The 18601-nt window shown below is 68.5% G+C and carries 19 protein-coding genes; 9 read left to right on the forward strand and 10 right to left on the reverse strand.

The annotated features are described in order from the left end of the window. Nucleotides 1-42 precede the first annotated feature (42 nt). Entirely contained in the window at nt 43-1350 is a 1308-nt protein-coding gene (locus AB4Y74_RS09850) for an aminotransferase class I/II-fold pyridoxal phosphate-dependent enzyme (RefSeq protein WP_441800430.1), read from the forward strand. A gap of 2 nt (nt 1351-1352) precedes the next feature. Further along, complete coding sequence (locus AB4Y74_RS09855) at nt 1353-1895, forward strand: GNAT family N-acetyltransferase (protein ID WP_441798904.1); 543 nt, start codon at nt 1353-1355, stop codon at nt 1893-1895. A gap of 21 nt (nt 1896-1916) precedes the next feature. On the opposite strand, the gene dhaM is transcribed toward AB4Y74_RS09855, so the two are convergent. Genes dhaM through trpD form a run of 4 tightly spaced genes read right to left on the reverse strand, consistent with a single transcriptional unit; the run spans nt 1917 to nt 5367 of the window. Further along, nucleotides 1917-2615 (reverse strand): dihydroxyacetone kinase phosphoryl donor subunit DhaM, encoded by a 699-nt coding sequence (dhaM, locus tag AB4Y74_RS09860; RefSeq protein WP_441798905.1) that lies wholly within the window; start codon nt 2613-2615, stop codon nt 1917-1919. After that, on the reverse strand, nt 2612-3244 hold the full coding sequence (gene dhaL, locus AB4Y74_RS09865; RefSeq protein ID WP_441798906.1) for a dihydroxyacetone kinase subunit DhaL: 633 nt from the start codon (nt 3242-3244) through the stop codon (nt 2612-2614). Before dhaL ends, dhaM begins: the two co-directional genes overlap by 4 nt. 33 nt (nt 3245-3277) lie before the next feature. Further along, nucleotides 3278-4276 carry a dihydroxyacetone kinase subunit DhaK gene (gene dhaK, locus AB4Y74_RS09870; RefSeq protein WP_441798907.1) on the reverse strand — a complete coding sequence of 333 codons (999 nt, stop codon included), beginning with the start codon at nt 4274-4276 and terminating at the stop codon, nt 3278-3280. A gap of 41 nt (nt 4277-4317) precedes the next feature. Next, nucleotides 4318-5367, reverse strand: a complete 1050-nt coding sequence (gene trpD / locus AB4Y74_RS09875) for an anthranilate phosphoribosyltransferase (protein ID WP_441798908.1) — start codon at nt 5365-5367, stop codon at nt 4318-4320. A 132-nt stretch (nt 5368-5499) separates the two neighbouring features. On the opposite strand from trpD, the gene ctaE reads away from it, so the two are divergent. The 5 genes from ctaE (at nt 5500) to AB4Y74_RS09900 (ending at nt 10665) form a co-directional block, all read left to right on the forward strand. Next, nucleotides 5500-6144 carry an aa3-type cytochrome oxidase subunit III gene (ctaE, locus tag AB4Y74_RS09880; RefSeq protein ID WP_441798909.1) on the forward strand — a complete coding sequence of 215 codons (645 nt, stop codon included), beginning with the start codon at nt 5500-5502 and terminating at the stop codon, nt 6142-6144. Nucleotides 6145-6168: 24 nt separating this feature from the next. Further along, complete coding sequence (gene qcrC, locus AB4Y74_RS09885; protein ID WP_441798910.1) at nt 6169-7008, forward strand: cytochrome bc1 complex diheme cytochrome c subunit; 840 nt, start codon at nt 6169-6171, stop codon at nt 7006-7008. A 55-nt stretch (nt 7009-7063) separates the two neighbouring features. Continuing rightward, complete coding sequence (qcrA, locus tag AB4Y74_RS09890; protein ID WP_441798911.1) at nt 7064-8131, forward strand: cytochrome bc1 complex Rieske iron-sulfur subunit; 1068 nt, start codon at nt 7064-7066, stop codon at nt 8129-8131. Further along, a complete protein-coding gene (gene qcrB / locus AB4Y74_RS09895; protein ID WP_441798912.1) occupies nt 8128-9747 on the forward strand; it encodes a cytochrome bc1 complex cytochrome b subunit in 1620 nt (539 codons plus the stop codon). Before qcrA ends, qcrB begins: the two co-directional genes overlap by 4 nt. Nucleotides 9748-9849: 102 nt before the next feature. Next, nucleotides 9850-10665, forward strand: coding sequence for a putative RNA methyltransferase (locus AB4Y74_RS09900; RefSeq protein WP_441798913.1), 816 nt, complete (start codon nt 9850-9852; stop codon nt 10663-10665). Between the two features lie 196 nt (nt 10666-10861). Here the strand turns inward: AB4Y74_RS09900 and AB4Y74_RS09905 are convergent, their stop codons facing one another. The 5 genes from AB4Y74_RS09905 to AB4Y74_RS09925 form a co-directional block, all read right to left on the reverse strand. After that, nucleotides 10862-11284 (reverse strand): cytochrome c oxidase subunit 4, encoded by a 423-nt coding sequence (locus AB4Y74_RS09905; protein WP_441798914.1) that lies wholly within the window; start codon nt 11282-11284, stop codon nt 10862-10864. Nucleotides 11285-11286: 2 nt separating this feature from the next. After that, nucleotides 11287-13035, reverse strand: coding sequence for an aa3-type cytochrome oxidase subunit I (gene ctaD, locus AB4Y74_RS09910; RefSeq protein ID WP_441798915.1), 1749 nt, complete (start codon nt 13033-13035; stop codon nt 11287-11289). A 9-nt stretch (nt 13036-13044) separates the two neighbouring features. After that, the gene (gene ctaC / locus AB4Y74_RS09915) at nt 13045-13944 is read right to left on the reverse strand and encodes an aa3-type cytochrome oxidase subunit II (RefSeq protein WP_441798916.1); all 900 of its coding nucleotides are present in this window, start codon (nt 13942-13944) and stop codon (nt 13045-13047) included. Between the two features lie 144 nt (nt 13945-14088). Next, nucleotides 14089-14445 carry an iron-sulfur cluster insertion protein ErpA gene (erpA, locus tag AB4Y74_RS09920; RefSeq protein ID WP_441798917.1) on the reverse strand — a complete coding sequence of 119 codons (357 nt, stop codon included), beginning with the start codon at nt 14443-14445 and terminating at the stop codon, nt 14089-14091. A 76-nt stretch (nt 14446-14521) separates the two neighbouring features. Next, complete coding sequence (locus AB4Y74_RS09925) at nt 14522-15976, reverse strand: dipeptidase (protein WP_441798918.1); 1455 nt, start codon at nt 15974-15976, stop codon at nt 14522-14524. A 40-nt stretch (nt 15977-16016) separates the two neighbouring features. Between AB4Y74_RS09925 and AB4Y74_RS09930 the strand changes: the two genes are divergently transcribed. Next, entirely contained in the window at nt 16017-16610 is a 594-nt protein-coding gene (locus AB4Y74_RS09930; protein WP_441798919.1) for a DUF3043 domain-containing protein, read from the forward strand. 1 nt (nt 16611) lies between these two features. Next, the gene (locus AB4Y74_RS09935; RefSeq protein ID WP_441798920.1) at nt 16612-17571 is read left to right on the forward strand and encodes an RNase H family protein; all 960 of its coding nucleotides are present in this window, start codon (nt 16612-16614) and stop codon (nt 17569-17571) included. Here AB4Y74_RS09935 and AB4Y74_RS09940 read toward each other — a convergent pair. Continuing rightward, nucleotides 17539-18582, reverse strand: coding sequence for a quinone-dependent dihydroorotate dehydrogenase (locus AB4Y74_RS09940; RefSeq protein ID WP_441798921.1), 1044 nt, complete (start codon nt 18580-18582; stop codon nt 17539-17541). The two genes, AB4Y74_RS09935 and AB4Y74_RS09940, sit on opposite strands and share 33 nt — an antisense overlap. Nucleotides 18583-18601 lie beyond the last annotated feature (19 nt).

Below are 18601 nucleotides of genomic sequence, written 5' to 3' on the forward strand. Positions count from 1 at the left end.
TCGCACACGTCGGCCGAGCGGCCCGGCCAGCACGCCGGTACGATCGATGACGTGACGTCCGCTACCGTTTCGCCCTCGCCCCTGGCCGACCTCGACACCGCCGCGCTCCGTGAGGCGCACTCCGCGTTCGCGCGCGCTTACGACGAGCTGAAGGCCGCCGGCCTGAAGCTCGACCTGACGCGGGGCAAGCCGTCCGCCGAGCAGCTGGATCTGTCGAACGACCTGCTGCACCTGCCGGACGGCCGCTTCCGCGACGCGGCAGGCACCGACCTCCGCAACTACGGCGGAGCGACCGGACTGCCGGAGCTGCGGGCGATCTTCTCGGACGCGTTGCGCGTCCCGGTCGACCAGCTCCTCGCGCTCGGCAACTCCAGCCTCACGCTGATGCACGACACCATCGCGTTCGCGCTGCTGCAGGGCGTCCCGGGCGGCGAGTTGCCGTGGAGCAGCACAGGCATCTCGTTCCTCGCGCCGGTTCCCGGCTATGACCGTCACTTCACGATCGCGGAGCGGTTCGGCATCAGGCTCATCCCGGTGCCCACGGACAAGAACGGCCCGGACATCGAGGCCGTGGCCTCCCTGCTCGAAACCGACGACAGCATCCGCGGGATGTTCTGCGTCCCCGTGTACTCGAACCCGACCGGCGCGGTCTACTCCGAGGAGGTGGTGCGCGCCCTCGTCTCGCTGCCCGCTGCCCCCGACTTCCGCCTGATCTGGGACAACGCGTACGCGGTCCACCACCTGACGGACGAGCGCCCCGAGCCGTTCGACGTGCTCGCGCTGGCCGCCGAGGCCGGCAACCCCGACCGTCCGCTGGTCTTCGCCTCCACCTCGAAGGTCACCTACCCGGGGTCCGGCGTCTCGTTCTTCGGTGCCTCACCCGCGAACGTCGAGTGGATGCTGCACCAGCTCTCCGCCCAGAGCATCGGTCCGGACAAACTCAACCAGCTCCGCCACGTCGAACTGCTGAAGGACGCGGACGGCCTCGCCGCCCACATGGAGAAGCACCGCGCCATCCTGGAGCCGAAATTCGCCGCGGTGGATGCCGCCTTCACCGAGCGCCTCCGGCCGTGGGGCGCCGGGTCGTGGGCGCTGCCCGCCGGGGGATACTTCGTCAGCCTCGACGTCGCCGACGGCGCGGCGAAGCGCGCCGTGCAGCTCGCGAAGGAGGCCGGGATCGCGGTCACGCCCGCCGGAGCCACCTTCCCGTACGGCGACGACCCGCGCGACGCGAACATCCGCATCGCGCCGACCTTCCCGCCGCTGGGTGAGTTGACGACGGCGCTCGACGGACTGTGCACGGCGATCCTGCTCGCCTCGGCCGAGGCCCTGCTCGCCGACCGGGACTGACCGTGGGCGGCTGGGTCGTCCGCGCGAGCACCGAGGACGACTGGAAGGCGTACCGCGCCCTCCGGTTCGAGATGCTCGAGGACGCGCCGATCGCTTTTCTTGAGACGCTGGAGCAGGCCCGCCGGCACCCCGACGAGCACTGGCAGCGGCGCGCATCCAACGTGAACCGCAGCACCCGACTGTTCGCGGCGGTGGCGGAGAATGGACGCTGGCTGGGCAGCATGGGCGGGTTCCAGTCCGCCACGTCCCACGACCCCTACCTCGTCGGCGTCTACGTGACGCCCGCCTGGCGCGGCCGCGACCGGGGGGTGACGGATGCCCTCCTCGACGCGGTCATCGACTGGGCCCAGGGACGCAGCGATCGGCTCCTGCTCGAGGTGCACGAGGACAACGAGCCGGCCATCCGCTCGTACCTGCGCCGTGGCTTCGTCTTCACGGGACGGACGCAGCCGTATCCGCTGGACCGCACGGCGAACGAGCGGGAGATGGCGCTCCCGCTTGCCGCCGGCCGCCCCCGCACCGAGGAACGCTTTCGGAGCTTCTAGGCGCGCTCCGACACGAACCGGTCAGACCTCGCCGAAGCCGGTGTCGACCAGGTCGGCGAGCGCATCGACCGCAGCTCGACCGTCGGCGTCCTCGGACGCGATCCGGGCGGTCGAACCGGCGGTCAGGCCGAGCGACATGATGCCCAGGAGGCTCTTGGCGTCCTTTCCGTTGACCGTCACCTTCACCGGGAACGTGTTCGCCAGCTTGACGAACTCGGCCGCTGGGCGCGCGTGCAGGCCCTCGGGGTTGCGGACCAGCACCTCGCGCTCGTAGGGGCCGCCCGCGGGCGCCGTCTGCGGCTCAGCGGGGGCTTGCTCTCTCCCGCCCGCCCACGCATCCACCGCGCCCCGCGCCGCCGCGGCCACCGCGTCGAGCGGACTCCCGGACTCGGCGGCGACCGCGGCGGCCACGCCGCCTTCGACGAACGGCACGTCGACCACGCGGACGCGGCTGCGCTGCTCCTCGTCCAGCATGTCGAGCACGGTCTCGGCGGTCAGCAGGGCGGACCCGAGGTCGCTGACGACCACGACTCCGTCGCCGCTGTCCGCTTCCGCGACGCCGGACATGACCTTCGTGAAGCTGGTCCCGATCCCCTCGTCATCGGTGCCGCCCGCGGCGACCAAGCGGACGGAGCCCGCCATCTGACCGGCGAGCTCCACCATCCCCGCCGCGATCTGCGGACTGTGCGAGACGAAGACGATCCCGACCTTCCCGCTCATCCGGCCGCTCCGGCTGCCGCGCGCAACAGCAGGGCGGTCGACTGCGCACCCGGGTCGCGGTGCCCGGCCGACCGCTCGCCGAGGTAGCTCGCGCGGCCCTTCCTCGCCACCAGGGGCTCAGTCGCCTGAGCGCCCTTCTCCGCGGCGTCCGCCGCGGCGGCCAGGATGTCCGAGGCCGAGGCCCCGGACTCCTGGGCCGTGCGCGCCGCGTCCACCGCAGGCGTCCACGCGTCGATCATCGTCTTGTCGCCGGACTCGGCCTTGCCGCGGGACACGATGCCGTCGCGGGCGGCCGCCAGGACTGCCACGAGCGTCTTCTCGTCGATCGCGGGAGCGTCGCCCACGGGATCCGCCGCCTTGAGGAACGCCGTCCCGTACAGCGGACCGGACGCTCCGCCGACCGTCGAGATCAGGGTCATGGCGATCGAGCGCAGGGCCGCGTTCGGGGTCGCGTCGTCGGGGAGCTTCTCCAGCGCCGCGACGGACGCACGCATCCCGCGGTCCATGTTCTCGCCGTGGTCGCCGTCGCCGATCTCGCGATCGAGCGTGTTCAGCTCGTGCTTGTGCTCGCCGATGGAATCCGCGGCCGCGGAGATCCACTCCACCACCCAGTTCGTGTCCAGCGTCATCGACGCCTCCTCCTCTTCGTCGGTTCCGGTTCTCTACAGTCCCCAGCGCAGCGCGGCGGTGTGGACGGGCGCATCCCACAGCTGAGTGAACTCGTCGTCCAGCTTCAGGACCGTGATGGATGCGCCCTGCATCTCCAGCGAGGTGACGTAGTTGCCCACCAGCGACCGGCTCAGCGTGATGCCGCGCTCGTCCAGGATTTCGGCGGCGCGCCGGAACAGGATGTAGAGCTCCGACAGCGGGGTTCCGCCCATCCCATTGACGAACAGGAGCACCGGCGAACCGTCGAACGACAAGTCGGTGAGGATCGCGTCCATCATCCGGTCGACCAGACGGTCGGCGGGCTCCAGCTTGATCCGCTCACGTCCCGGCTCGCCGTGGATGCCGACTCCGAATTCGATCTCGTCCTCCGGCAGCACGAAGCCGGGCTCGCCGGCATGCGGCACGGTGCCGTCGGTCAGCGCCAGGCCGATGGAGCGGACGTTGGCGTTCACCCTCTCGGCGATGGCCGTGACGGCGTCCAGGTCGTCACCGCGGTCCGCGGCGGCGCCCGCGATCTTCTCGACCAGGACGGTTCCGGCGACGCCGCGGCGACCCGCGGTGTAGAGGGAGTCCTGGACCGCGACATCGTCGTTGATCACGACCGAGCGCACGGAGATGCCCTCGGCGCCGACCAGATCGGCCGCGGTTTCGAAATTGAGCACGTCGCCCGTGTAGTTCTTGACGATGTGGAGCACGCCGGCGCCGCCGTCAGCGGCCTTGGTGGCCTCGACGATCGGCATGGGAGTCGGCGAGGTGAACACTTCGCCCGGCACAGCCGCGTCCAGCATCCCCTTTCCGACGAAACCGGCGTGGAGGGGCTCGTGGCCGCTGCCACCGCCGCTGACCAAGCCGACCTTGCCCTTCACCGGGCCGTCGGCTCGTGCGACGAACTTCGGATCCTGCGACACACGGACGATGTCCGCGTGAGCCCTGCCGAACCCCGCGAGGGACTCGGTCACGACGTCGGGTACGTCGTTGATGAGCTTCTTCATCGAAACCCTTCCTTCCACGTGCAGTGGAGCATCCACTGCTGTCAGTGCGTCGCCGCCACCCACTGGTCGAGCTTCGCGGCCGCGGCCCCGGAGTCGATCGCCTGGGCAGCGACCGCCATTTGCGAACGGAAACGATCCAGGATGGACACCTGGACCCTCGACGGGTCGGACGCGAGCTCGTAGGACACGAGCCCGGCTGCCGCGTTGAGCAGGACGATGTCGCGCACGGGGCCTTCTTCTCCCGCGAGCACGGCACGCACGACCGCCGCGTTGTACGCGGCGTCCTTCCCGAGCAGGTCGTCGATCCGTGCGCGGGGGATGCCCAGATCGCGCGGATCGATGTCGTGCTCGGTGACGAGGCCCCGGGAGACCTCCCAGACGTGGCTGTGACCGGTGGTCGACAGCTCGTCGAGCCCGTCGTCTCCGCGGAAGACCAGCGCGGTCGCGCCACGGGTCTGGAACACGCCGACGATGAGCGGGATGCGGTCGAGCGTCGCCACTCCGACCGCGGACGCCTCGGGGCGCGCCGGGTTGCACAGCGGTCCGAGGTAGTTGAAGACGGTGGGGACGCCGAGCTGGGCGCGCACCGGACCGGCATTGGCGAAGCCGGGGTGGAACGCGCTCGCGAAGGCGAAGGTGATGCCCGCGACATGCAGCACTTCGGCGACGCGGTCGGCCGACAGGGTCAGGTCGATTCCGAGCGCGGCCAGCACATCCGACGACCCCGACGAGGAGCTCGCCGCACGGTTGCCGTGCTTGATGACCGGGACCCCGGCAGCTGCGGCCACGATCGAGGCGGTGGTGGACACGTTCACGGTGCCGAACCGGTCGCCGCCCGTGCCGACGATGTCGAGGGCCATCGGGTCCACCCGCAGCGGAATGGCGTGGTCGAGGATGGCGTCGCGGAAGCCGACGATCTCATCGACGGTCTCGCCCTTCGCACGCAACGCGATGAGGAATGCGGCCAGCTGGGCGTCGGTCGCTTCGCCGCTCATCACCTGGTCCATGGCCCACGCCGCGTCCGCCACGCTCAGGTGCTCTCCGGCGAGGAGAGCCGTCAGCACGGACGACCAGGACTGCGTGAGGACCATGAAGCGATCCTATCGGCGGGCGACACGCCACGGCGATACCGGCCGATGAGCCCGAAATGAGGCTGTCCTAACCAGAAATCAGGCCGATTCAAGCCCCATGGGTGGGAAAACCATGGCTTCTTTTCAGCCATAATGGGTTACGTGACGAGCACCTCAATTTCTCCTGCCACGAGTGCGCCGGCGATCAACCGGCCCAACGTCGTGGCCGTCGGCACGATCGTCTGGCTCGGCTCCGAGGTGATGTTCTTCGCGGGTCTCTTCGCGATCTACTTCACTCTCAAGTCGACGTCCCCCGATCTGTGGGCCGCGGAGACCCAGCACTTGAACATCCCGTACGCGGCGACGAACACGCTGATCCTGGTGCTCAGCTCCGTCACCTGCCAGTTCGGCGTCTTCGCCGCCGAGCGCATGCAGCCCCGTCGTGCGGGCGGCGTCGCCCAGTTCTGGCGCTGGGGCATGGTCGAGTGGTTCACGCTCACCTACCTCATGGGCGCGATCTTCGTCTCCGGCCAGGTGCTCGAGTACGCGACGCTCGTCTCCGAGGGCATCTCCCTCAGCTCCAACGCTTACGGCTCGGCGTTCTACCTGACGACCGGCTTCCACGCCCTGCACGTCACGGGCGGCCTCATCGCCTTCCTCCTCGTCATCGGCCGCGCCTTCGCGGTCAAGATCTTCGGCCACAAGGAGGCGACCAGCGCCATCGTCGTCTCGTACTACTGGCACTTCGTCGACGTCGTGTGGATCGGACTGTTCGCGGTCATCTACATCATCCGATAAGGAAACAGGAGCGTTCTTCACCCCATGCGTCCGAAAAACCGCAGCACGGCCAAGCCGGCCCCTCGAGCCAAGGCCTCTCGCAAGGCCGGCCGTCGTCACCCGCTGGCCACCGTCGCGCTCCTCGCGATCGGTCTGGGGCTGACCGGCGGCGCCTACGCCGCGTTCACCACCACCACCGCGTCCGCCGACGAGCCACAGGTCGCCGCTGCCAGCCAGAGCACGGTCGACGAGGGCAAGAAGCTCTTCCAGGCCAACTGCGCCACGTGCCACGGCCTCAGCGCGCAGGGCAGCTCCGTCGCCCCGAGCCTCATCGGCGTCGGCGCAGCCGCCGTCGACTTCCAGGTGGGCACCGGCCGTATGCCGATGCAGATGCAGGGTCCTCAGGCCCAGGAGAAGCCGGTCCAGTTCACCGACGACCAGGTGAAGGCGCTGGCCGACTACGTCGCGTCGCTGGCACCGGGGCCGTCCATCCCCGAGCAGAAGTACCTCGCAGGAAAGGGCGACGCCGCCCACGGAGCCGAGTTGTTCCGCATCAACTGCGCCATGTGCCACAACGTGGCGGGTGCCGGCGGCGCTCTCACCGAGGGCAAGTACGCCCCGCCGCTCACCGGCGTCAGCGCTCAGCACATCTACGAGGCCATGGTGACCGGTCCGCAGAACATGCCCGTGTTCAACGACCTCAACATCACGCCGCAGGGCAAGGCCGACATCATCACGTACCTGAAATACATCCAGAACAACCCGTCCCCGGGCGGTATCGAGCTCGGCTCGCTCGGCCCGGTGGCCGAGGGTCTCTTCCTCTGGATCTTCGGTCTCGGCGCCATCGTCGCCCTGACCGTGTGGATCACGGCGAAGTCCAACTAGGCGCACGGCCCAACCACCGGCACACAGGCACGAACACAGCGTAAGAAGGAGAACAATGGCACAGGACGAGAACGGTGGTCACGAGCTGACGCCCGCCCGTTCGCCTGAGGAGCACCGGACCGGAGACCCCGGGACCGCGGTGGTCATCCGCGATGCGGTCGAGAACCCCGGGTTCCCGCCGCACCGCCCGCGCGTCACCGACCTCGACCCGCGGAAGGAACGGCGCGCCGAGCGCGTCGTCTACACGCTGTTCTACCTGTCGATCGTGGGCTCGGTGTGGGCGGTCGCCGCCTACCTGGCGTTCCCGATCGTCGACGGCGATCCCGGCTCGGTGCGTTTGAACAACCTGTTCATCGGAATCGGCAGCACGCTCGCGCTCCTCGCCATCGGTATCGGCGCCGTCCACTGGGGCAAGGCGCTCATGCACGAGAAGGAGGGCGTAGACCTCCGGCACCCCGTGCGCGGCAGCGAGGGCACGACCGAGCGGGCCGCGGAGATCTTCCGCCAGGCCGACGAGGAGTCGGGCTTCAGCCGCCGCACGCTGGTGCGCAACAGTCTCATCGGTGCGCTGATCGCCTTCCCGCTCCCCGCGGTCATCCTGTTCCGCGGCTTCGCTCCCCAGAACGAAGACCCGGTGGAGCTGCTCGCCAACACCATGTGGGCCAAGAACGTGCGCCTGACCCGCGACCCAACCGGTACGCCCATCAAGGCCTCCGACGTCACCCTCGGCAGCGCGTTCCACGTCATCCCCGAGGGCCTCAACGAGGCCGACAACATGCTTGAGGAGAAGGCCAAGGCGGCCGTGCTCCTCATGCGCCTCAAGCCCGAGGACCTGCACGTGTCCAAGGGCCGTGAGAACTGGAACTACGACGGCATCGTCGCCTACTCCAAGATCTGCACGCACGTCGGGTGCCCGGTGGCGCTCTACGAGCAGCAGACGCACCACCTGCTCTGCCCGTGCCACCAGTCGCAGTTCGACATCACGCACGAAGCGCAGGTCATCTTCGGACCGGCGAAGCGGCCCCTGCCGCAGCTGCCGATCACCGTTGACGCCGATGGCTACCTGGTCGCCCGCAGCGACTTCCACGAGCCCGTCGGCCCAAGTTTCTGGGAGCGCCATTGAGCACCACGACCGCCGCACCACCAGCGGCACAGACGACGGCTTCGAAGGGCGGGTTCACGGCAGCAGCCGCGAACTACCTCGAAGACCGCACCAGCATCTCGGGCGCCGTCAAGGAGTTCGGCAGGAAGATCTTCCCCGATCACTGGTCCTTCCTCCTCGGCGAGGTCGCGCTCTACAGCTTCATCGTGATCCTGCTGTCGGGAACCTTCCTCACGTTCTTCTTCCAGGCCTCCATGGCGGAGGTCGTCTACAACGGCTCGTACGTGCCCCTCAAGGGCATCGAGATGTCGTCGGCGATGCAGTCCACGCTCAACATCTCGTTCGAGATCCGCGGCGGCCTGCTCGTGCGTCAGATCCACCACTGGGCGGCTCTGCTGTTCGTGGCCGCGATCGGCCTGCACATGCTTCGCATCTTCTTCACCGGCGCGTTCCGCAAGCCGCGTGAGCTGAACTGGGTGATCGGCTTCGTGCTGTTCATCCTCGCGATGGCCGAGGGCTTCACGGGATACTCGCTGCCGGACGACCTGCTCTCGGGCAACGGCCTCCGCATCATCGACGGCCTCATCAAGGGCCTGCCGGTGGTCGGCACCTGGATCTCCTTCCTCCTCTTCGGCGGCGAGTTCCCGGGAACCGCGATCGTCGGACGCCTCTACACGCTGCACATCCTGCTGCTGCCGGCGCTCGTCGTCGCGTTCATCGCGCTGCACCTGATGTTCGTGGTCATCCACAAGCACACGCAGTACGCGGCTCCGGGGCGCACGCAGGGCAACGTCGTCGGGTACCCGGTGCTGCCGGTGTACGCGGCCAAGGCCGGCGGCTTCTTCTTCATCGTGTTCGGTGTCGTGGCGCTCATGGCGTCGCTGTTCACCATCAACCCGATCTGGAACTACGGTCCGTACGACCCCTCCCCCGTCTCCGCCGGCACCCAGCCGGACTGGTACATCGGGTTCGCGGACGGCGCGCTGCGTCTCGTGCCGCCGGGCTGGGAGTTCGTCTGGCTGGACCGCACCTGGTCGTTCAACATCATCGTCCCGGTCGCGATCCTCGGGGTCTTCATCGTGACGGTCATGTTCTACCCGTTCCTTGAGGCCTGGATCACCGGCGACAAGCGCGAGCACCACATCCTGGACCGCCCGCGCAATGCCGCAGCCCGCACCGCGGTGGGTGCAGCCGGCGTCACGTTCTACGCGGTCTTCTGGGCCGCGGCGAGCTCGGACATCATCGCGACGCACTTTAAGCTGACGATGGAGGGCGTGATCCACACCCTCCAGGCGCTGCTCTTCATCGGCCCGCTCATCGCGTACGTCGTCACGAAGCGCGTCTGCCTTGCTCTGCAGAAGAAGGACCGCTCGATCGCCCTGCACGGGTACGAGAGCGGCCGCATCGTGAAGCTGCCCGGCGGCGAGTACATCGAGGTGCACGAGCAGCTGAGCGACTACGAGCGCTGGCGCCTGGTCTCGTTCGAGTCGTACGAGCCGCTGATGCTCCGCCCGAACCGTCGCGGCAAGATCACGGCGGCCAACCGGGTGCGCGCGGGGCTGTCCCGCTGGTTCTTCGAGGACCGCCTGGTCCCGCCGAACCGTGGCGAGCTCGAGTCCGGTCACGACCACCACTGAGGCCCGACCTCGCGACAAGCGCCGGTGCGAACATTCGCGCCGGCGCTTTCGCGTATCCACCATCCGCTGCTCGTCGCTCCCGTTTAGCTGAGGCCTCCCGCCATGCCCCTCGACCTCCCCCGGCTCGCTGCCTGGCTGCGCTGTCCCGTCTGCTCCGCCGACCTGGAGCCGTTCGCACCGCTGACACTCGCGTGCGCCAACGGACATCGCCACGACGTCAACAAGCGCGGCTTCGTCTCGCTCCTGGGCGGAGGCACGAAGCACCTCGGCGACACCGCCGACATGCTGGATGCGCGCGAACTGGTGCTGGAAAGCGGCGCCTACTCCCCCATCGCCACCGCGGTCGCGTCCGCTGCCCGTGGCGACCGCATCCTCGACGCGGGCGCAGGCACCGGCTACTACCTGCGCGCCGCTCTCGGAGCCGCCGGTGCGTCCCTGGGCCTCGCCATGGATCTGTCACCGCAAGCGGTGACGCGCGCCGTGCGGTCGTCCCAGCGGGTCGACGGGCTGGTCGCGGACACCTGGCGCCCGCTCCCTGCACGATCGGGAACAGCGGATACGATTCTCGACGTCTTCGCGCCGCGTAACCTGCCGGAGTTCCACCGCGTCCTCAGCCCGCACGGCGAGCTCGTCGTGGTCGTGCCGCGCGCCGACCACCTCGGCTCGCTGCGGGCGGGCGGGGCGATGCTCGACATCCCGTCCGACAAGGCGGACGACGTGATCAGCACCTCGGAGCCCCTGTACGCCCTCCACAGCCGAGAATCGGTCGCGTACGACTTACCGCTCACGCCCGACCTTCGCGACGCCCTCGTGGGCATGGGCCCGTCGGCGCGCCATGCGGCCGCCGACCGCCTACAGTCGGCTGGACCGGACGAAACCCGCGTCTCCGTTGACGTCCTCCGCCTCACGCGCCGCTGACGCGGCCGCGTCCGCTACACACGCTTGCCGCCGGGCATCGACTGGTCCCGACATGCCGCTTGGAAAGCGTCAGAACGGCATGTTGGGACCACCGGATGCAGCGAAGTGCCGACGGTCGAACACCACCGCCGGCCAGACGGCAAGAGGGCCGCCTCCCCGGGGGAAGCGGCCCTCTCGCGTGGGTGATGCGGGTGGGTCAGCGGGCGAAGTAGCCGCGGTAGTACTCGTAGACCCAGCCGACGATACAGACGAGGCTGAACGCGACGCCGATGAAGCAGATCCAGATGCCCACGGCGAGGCCGAGGATGACCAGACCGGCGCCGAGCGCCAGAGCGAACGGCCACCAGCTCCACGGGCTGAAGTGGCCGAGCTCGGCGTCACCGTCGTCGATGTTGGCGTCGAGGCGGTCCTCCGGCAGCTCGCCGCCCTGAGCCGAGTGCGATCGGCCCACGTAGAAGGCGATGAACGCGGAGAGGACGGCTGCGAGGAGCATACCGACCGTCCCCACCCACTCCACGTTGCGGTGGAACTCGTCGAGCAGGTTCCACAGCGTGTAGACGACGGCCGAGAGGACGAAGAAGGCCGAGAGGATCCAGAACAGGATGGCATTGGCGCGCATGGTTACTTCACCTCGTCCTTTGCGACATCGTGCACGGGGGCGTCGGGGGCGTCCTTCGCCGGACCCACACCGATCGGGATGCCCGCCTCGGGGTGGTTCAGGTCGAACGCCGGGGACTCGGAACGGATGCGCGGGATCGACGTGAAGTTGTGCCGCGGTGGCGGGCAGCTGGTCGCCCACTCGAGCGAACGGCCGTAGCCCCAGGGGTCGTTCACGGTGACCTTCGGCGCGTTCCGCGCGGTCAGATAGACGTTGACGAAGAACGGGATCATCGAGATCGCAAGGATGCCCGCGCCGATCGACGAGACCTGGTTCATCCAGGTGAACCCGTCGGACGGCAGGTAGGTCGCGTACCGACGCGGCATGCCCACCACACCGAGCCAGTGCTGGATCAGGAATGTCGTATGGAAACCGATGAACAGCAGCCAGAAGTGCCACTTGCCCAGCCGGTCGTTGAGCATCTTGCCGGTCCACTTGGGCCACCAGAAGTAGAACCCGGCGAACATCGCGAAGACGACGGTGCCGAACACCACGTAGTGGAAGTGCGCGACGACGAAGTAGGTGTCGGACACGTGGAAGTCGAGCGGCGGCGACGCCAGGATCACGCCGGTCAGGCCACCGAAGGTGAACGTGATCAGGAAGCCGATGGACCACAGCATCGGCGACTCGAACGTGAGCGACCCGCGCCACATCGTTCCGACCCAGTTGAAGATCTTCACACCGGTCGGGACCGCGATCAGCATCGTCATGAGCGAGAACCACGGCAGCAGCACCGAACCGGTGACGTACATGTGGTGGGCCCACACGGTGACCGACAGGGCGGCGATCGAGATGGTCGCGTAGATCAGCGTCTTGTACCCGAAGATCGGCTTCCGGCTGAAGACCGGGAAGATCTCGGACACGATGCCGAAGAACGGCAGCGCGATGATGTAGACCTCCGGATGCCCGAAGAACCAGAACAGATGCTGCCAGAGCAGGGCTCCGCCGTTTGCGGCGTCATAGATGTGAGCGTCGAAGACGCGGTCGGCGGCGAGGGCGAACAGAGCGGCCGCGAGGACCGGGAAGGCCATCAGCACGAGGATCGAGGTCACCAGGGTGTTCCAGGTGAAGATCGGCATGCGGAACATGGTCATGCCCGGAGCGCGCATAGTGATGATCGTCGTGATGAAGTTCACGCCACCGAGGATGGTGCCGAAGCCCGAGAGCCCGAGGCCCAGCACCCAGAGGTTGCCGCCGATTCCCGGTGAGAACGTCGTGCTCGAGAGGGGGGCGTAGGCGAACCACCCGAACGAGGCGGCGCCCTGCGGGGTGAGGAAGCCGGCGACCGCGATCAGCGAACCGAACGAGTAGAACCAGTAAGCCAGTGCGTTGAGTCGCGGGAAGGCGACGTCAGGCGCACCGATCTGCAGCGGCATGAGCACGTTGGCGAAGCCCGCGAACAGCGGCGTCGCGAACATGAGCAGCATGATCGTGCCGTGCATCGTGAAGAGCTGGTTGTACTGCTCCTTCGTCGCCACGATGTTGAGGCCCGGCTCGAACAGCTGAGCGCGAATGATCAGCGCCATCACGCCGCCGATCAGGAAGTAGATGAAGGACGAGATCAGGTACATGTACCCGATCGTCTTGTGGTCCGTCGACGTGATGTAGTTCACGAGGATGTTGCCCTTGCGCTCCACACCGTTCGCGGTGAGGAACGTTGGCGTGGGCTTGGGGGCGGTGGTCGCTCCCGGCGCCGGTGCTGTCGTCGTCATCAGTGCGTCCTACTCGTTGCCGCCCTGGGGGCCCGAAGGGGCGCCCCTTCCCGGCAGGTTCTGGTTGCGGTCGTACTCGGAGCCCAGCTGGCCCTCGTATCCCTGGTCCTTGAGGCTCTGGATGTGGGCGTCGTACTCGTCCTGCGACACGATCTTCACGTTGAAGAGCATCGCCGAGTGGTACTCGCCGCAGAGTTCGGCGCACTTGCCCACGAAGGTGCCGGTGCGGGACGTCGTCTCGAAGTAGAGGTAGTTGGTCTTGCCCGGGATGACGTCTTTCTTGTAGAGCATCGCCGGCACCCAGAAGGAGTGGATCACATCGCGCGAATCGAGCTGGATGGTGATCTTCTTGTTCTCGGGCAGGTACAGGGTCGGGACCTTGCCCTCCTGGACCGAGCCGGGGGTGGCGCTGTTGTCATCCGGCTGGACCTGGACTCCCGGGTCGTAGACGTTGTCGGTCACGTAATTGAAGTCCCACGCCCACTGCTTCGCGTAGACCTGGATCTTGAGGTCGGGGTTGGCGTACGGCTTCTCGATCGCGGCCTGGTCACGCGCGGTGAAGGCGAAGAATCCGAGCACGAGGATGAGCGGCACGATCGTGTAGAAGATCTCGATCGGCATGTTGTAACGCAGCTGCACCGGGAGGCCGGTCTGGCCCTTCCGGCGGCGGTAGACGATGACCGCCCACAGGATCAGACCCCACACGACGATGCCGACGATGAGGAGGACGATCCAGCTGGTCACCCACAGGCCGCTGATGCGCTCGGTGTGGTTCGTGACGGGCGGCTCGCCCTCGACGAAGCCCGGGAGGAATCCGTGCAGCTGGGCCTGAGTGCAGCCCGCGAGAGCTACGACGAGCGCCGCGGCAATCGGGATGGCAGCCCATCGGAGACGGCGATTGTGACGCACCGGTGACCTTTCGAGTGACTACTGGGACAGTTCACATGTAACTGTATGTGGCTGTCTCCACCCTACTCCGACTGACACCCTGATCCGAACAAAAGAGCCGCCCCACGAGGGGGCGGCTCCATGTCGAATCGTGTGCTATATGGCTCAGTGGAACGAGTCTCCGCAGGCGCACGAACCGGTCGCGTTGGGGTTGTCGATCGTGAAGCCCTGCTTCTGGATGGTGTCCTCGAAGTCGATGGACGCACCGTCGAGATACGGGACGCTCATCTTGTCGACGATGACCTCGACGCCGTCGAAATCGACCGTCGCGTCGCCATCGAGCATGCGCTCGTCGAAGTACAGCTGGTAGATCAGACCGGAGCATCCACCGGGCTGGACGGCGACGCGCAGACGCAGGTCGTCGCGGCCCTCCTGCTCGAGCAGGCTCCTGACCTTGGACGCCGCGGTGTCGGTCAGGCCGACTCCGTGAGCCTTGGTCGCGGTCAGCGTTGTGTCGGTCATGGGTCTCCTTACGAAGATGTTTCGGACTTCGAAACGAAATCTGGATCGATTGTACGTCTCTCAGACGAGAATTCGCTCAGTGTGCACCGCGCGCGTTCAGCCGCGCAAGCAGCAGCGCTTCGGAGAGGACCGCGCGCTTGAAGACGCCGAGGTGCAGCGATTCGTTGGGGCTGTGCGCGCGCGTGTCGGGGTCCTCCACGCCGGTGACGAGGATCTGCGCCTCCGGGAACTCGCGCACCAGGTCGGCGATGAACGGGATGGACCCGCCGATGCCCGTCTCGACCGCCTCCGTGCCCCACGCGTCGGTCATGGCGCGCTTGGCCTCGGTGGCCGCCCAGCCGGCGGTGTCGACCAAGAACGGGTCGCCGAGGTCGACGTCGTCGATCGCGACGTGCGCGCCGAACGGGGCATGCGCCCGCAGGTGCCGTTCGAGCGCCTCGTACGCTTCGCGCGCGGGCTGCCCGGGGGCGACGCGCGAGCTGATGCGGACGGCGACGCTCGGCAGCAGGGTGTTGGACGCGTTGGCGACCGTCGGCGCGTCGATTCCGGTGACCGTGATGGTCGGCTGGGACCACATCCGGGACAGGATCGGGCCCGTCCCGACGCTGGTGACGCCGTCGAGGAACGCGGCATCTTCGGCCAGCTGCTTCTCGCTGAACGCGGGCGGCTCCTCGGCGGCCGTGTACGAGGTCAGGCCCTCCACCGCGACCGCTCCGTTCTCGTCGTGCAGGGTGGCGAGCAGCTTCACCAGAGCGAGCATCGCATCCGGGGCGGCGCCCCCGTACATGCCCGAGTGGGAGGCGTGCTCGAGCGTCGAGACGGTGAGGCGGAACGTCACGTTGCCGCGCAGCGAAACGGTGAGGGCTGGGGTGTTCACGTCGACGTTGTCGGAGTCGGCGACGACGATCACGTCGGCGGCCAGCGCCTCCGTGTTCTGCTCCAGGAAGTTCGCGAACGACCGCGAGCCGAACTCCTCCTCACCTTCGATGAACACCGCGAGACCCAGTTCGAGGTCGTCCCCGAACGTCTCGCGCAGCGCCCGCACGCTGGCGACGTGCGCCATCACGCCCGCCTTGTCGTCCGCGGCGCCGCGGCCATACAGGCGGTCGCCGCGCACGGTCGGCTCGAACGGCGGCGTGTTCCAACCGGCGTCGTCGCCCTGCGGCTGCACGTCGTGGTGCGCGTACAGGAGGACGGTGGGGCGGCCATTGCGGGCGGCGCGTGTGGCGAGGACGGCGGGCTGACCCAGGGTGTCGCCGGAGCCGATGGGCGCCTGCTTGATCTCCACGGAGTCGAACGCGCCGGTGTCGGTCAGCAGGGCGGCGACGGCCTCGGCGCTCCGACGGACGTTTGCCGGGTCGAAAGCCGACCAGGACACCGAGGGGATGCGGACGAGCTGAGAGAGGTCGGCGACGGCGGACGGCAGCCCCGCCTCGACCGCGGTACGCACCTTCTGCTCGGCGCCCTCCGCTGCGGAAGCCTCGGCTTCCGAGGAACTGGACGGAACAGGGGTCTGCTGGCTGTCTGTCATACGGGTAATCTTAAACGGACCCCCGATCGAAGGCACGAAGTTGGCAAAGCGACAGAACCCGTCCGAGGCGGAGACGCCCGCGGCGGAGACCCCCGAAGAGACGGCCGCCCGGCTGAAGCAGGGCAAGGGCGCTCCGACGCCCTCGCGCCGCGAGCAGGAGGCTGCCCGCAAGCGTCCCCTGGTGCCGACCGACCGCAAGGAGGCGGCCCGCAACGCCCGCGCCAAGCAGTCCGAGGCGCGCGAGAAGGCGCGCATCGGCATGGCCGCCGGCGATGACCGCTATCTGACCGCGCGTGACCGTGGCCCGCAGCGGCGCTGGGTCCGCGATTATGTGGACGCCCGCTTCTCGATCGGCGAGTTCCTCATCCCCGTCATGCTGATCGTCATCATCCTGACGTTCCTGCCGTGGCCGGCCATGCAGGTGTACGGCCTGTTCGCGCTGTGGGGCTTCTTCGCCATCGCCGTGATCGACTGCGTGGTGCTTGGCTTCCTCATCCAGCGCCGCATCGGCGCGAAGTTCGGCACGACGAAGGTCGAGCGCGGTCTGCGCTGGTACGGCGCGATGCGCGCGCTGCAGCTGCGCGTCATGCGCCTCCCGAAGCCGCAGGTCAAGCGCGGCCAGTTCCCGAGCTGACGTGACGATCGTCGCGGCAGCGGACGGCTCCGCCCTCGGTAACCCCGGCCCGGCCGGCTGGGCCTGGTACGTGGACGACGAGCACTGGTCCGCCGGTGGATGGCCGCACGGCACGAACAATCAGGGCGAGCTCATGGCCGTCATCGACCTCCTGGAGGCGACGGCGCACCTGGGTGAAGACCTGCACATCTTCTGCGACAGCCAGTACGTGATCAACGCGGTGACCAAGTGGATGCCGGGCTGGAAGCGCAAAGGCTGGCGCAAGGCCGACGGCGCCCCGGTCCTCAACCGTGAGCTGCTCGAGCGGCTCGATCGCGCCCTGCAGGGTCGGGGCTACCGCTTCGAGTGGGTGAAGGGCCACGCCGGGCATGACCTCAACGAGGCCGCCGACGATCGCGCCCGCGCCGCCGCGACCGCGTATCAGAACGGCGACGCCATCCCGATCGGTCCCGGATGGCCCGACGGCCCGGCTGCTGCTGGAGTGACCGCGCCCGCTGAAGCCGACACCCCCGCAAGCCCCCGCGTCGCCGAGCCGGCCCCCGAGCTCGCGGTCGCGACGGCTGCCTCCCCCTCCGACGCCCCGCTCGAGTTCGACCTCTTCGACGCCCTCCCGCCCGAGGAGACGGACGAAGAGGTGGTCGCGCGCCTCGAACGCGAACTGCTGGAACCGTCCATCCGTTCGGATGCGTCCCGACTGGCGGAGCTGCTGCATCCGTCCTTCGAGGAGATCGGCCGCTCGGGTCGGCTGTGGGGCCGCGACGCCCTGGTCTCCGAGCTCGCGGTCGACGAAGCGCCCACGGCAGGTATCGAGGTGCTCGGCGTCGACCGCGTCGCCGGAGACGCGCTTCTCCTCACCGCCCGGACGATGGATGCGCGCGGCGCGACCCTGCGCAGCTCGCTCTGGGTGCGCAGTTCAGGACGCTGGCGCCTACGCTTCCACCAGGGCACGCCGGAGGCGTAGCAGCCCGCGGTTGATCTGCCGCGCCCACAGCGGGCCGCGGTAGAGGAATGCCGTGTAGCCCTGCACCAGCGTGGCTCCCGCATCCAGTCGCTCCTGGACGTCCTCCGCGGTCTCGACGCCGCCGACCGAGATGACGCACAGGTCGGCCGGCACGACGGCGCGGATGAGCCGCAGCACCTCGAGCGAGCGCGCGGCGAGCGGAGCACCGCTGAGTCCGCCGGCCCCGGCCGCTTCGACCACGGACGCGTCGGTCGACAGCCCGTCGCGGGAGATGGTGGTGTTGGTGGCGATGATGCCGGCCAGTTCGAGCTCGACCGCCAGACGCGCGATCCGCTCGACCTGCTCATCCGTCAGGTCGGGAGCGATCTTCACCAGCAGCGGGACGGTTCCCGCCACGTCCTTCACCGCGGCCAGCAGCGGCGAGAGGAGTTCGAGCTCCTGGAGCCCCCGCAGGCCCGGCGTGTTCGGCGAGCTGACATTCACGACGAGGTAGTCGGCGACCGGAGCGAGAGCGCGGGCACTCGTCAGATAGTCGGCGGTCGCGTCCTCGACGGCGACGACGCGCGACTTGCCGATGTTGACCCCGAGCACGGGACGCCGCGTGGCACGGCGCACGCGCAGCAGCCGGTTCGCGGCGGCACCCGCGCCGTGGTTGTTGAAGCCCATCCGGTTGATGACCGCGCGGTCGGGAACGAGACGGAACAGCCGCGGCTTGTCGTTGCCGGGCTGTGCGAGGGCGGTGATCGTACCGACCTCGACGTGACCGAAGCCGAGCGCGCCCAAGCCCAGCACCGCCTCTCCGTCCTTGTCGAAACCGGCCGCGACGCCGAAAGGAGAGTCGAAGCGGAGCCCCAGCGCGTTCACCGCGAGCGACGGGTCGGGCGCGGTGAAGCGGCGCGCGAGGCCGCCGAGACCCACGGCCGGGAGGGCACGGATCACCACGAACGCCAGGTGATGGGCCCGCTCAGGGTCGAGACGGGAGAGGACGAGGTCGAAGAGTACGCGATACATGCTGGTTGGAGAATACCGC

Source organism: Leifsonia sp. RAF41 (genome assembly GCF_052114085.1).
Taxonomy (GTDB): Bacteria; Actinomycetota; Actinomycetes; order Actinomycetales; family Microbacteriaceae; genus Leifsonia.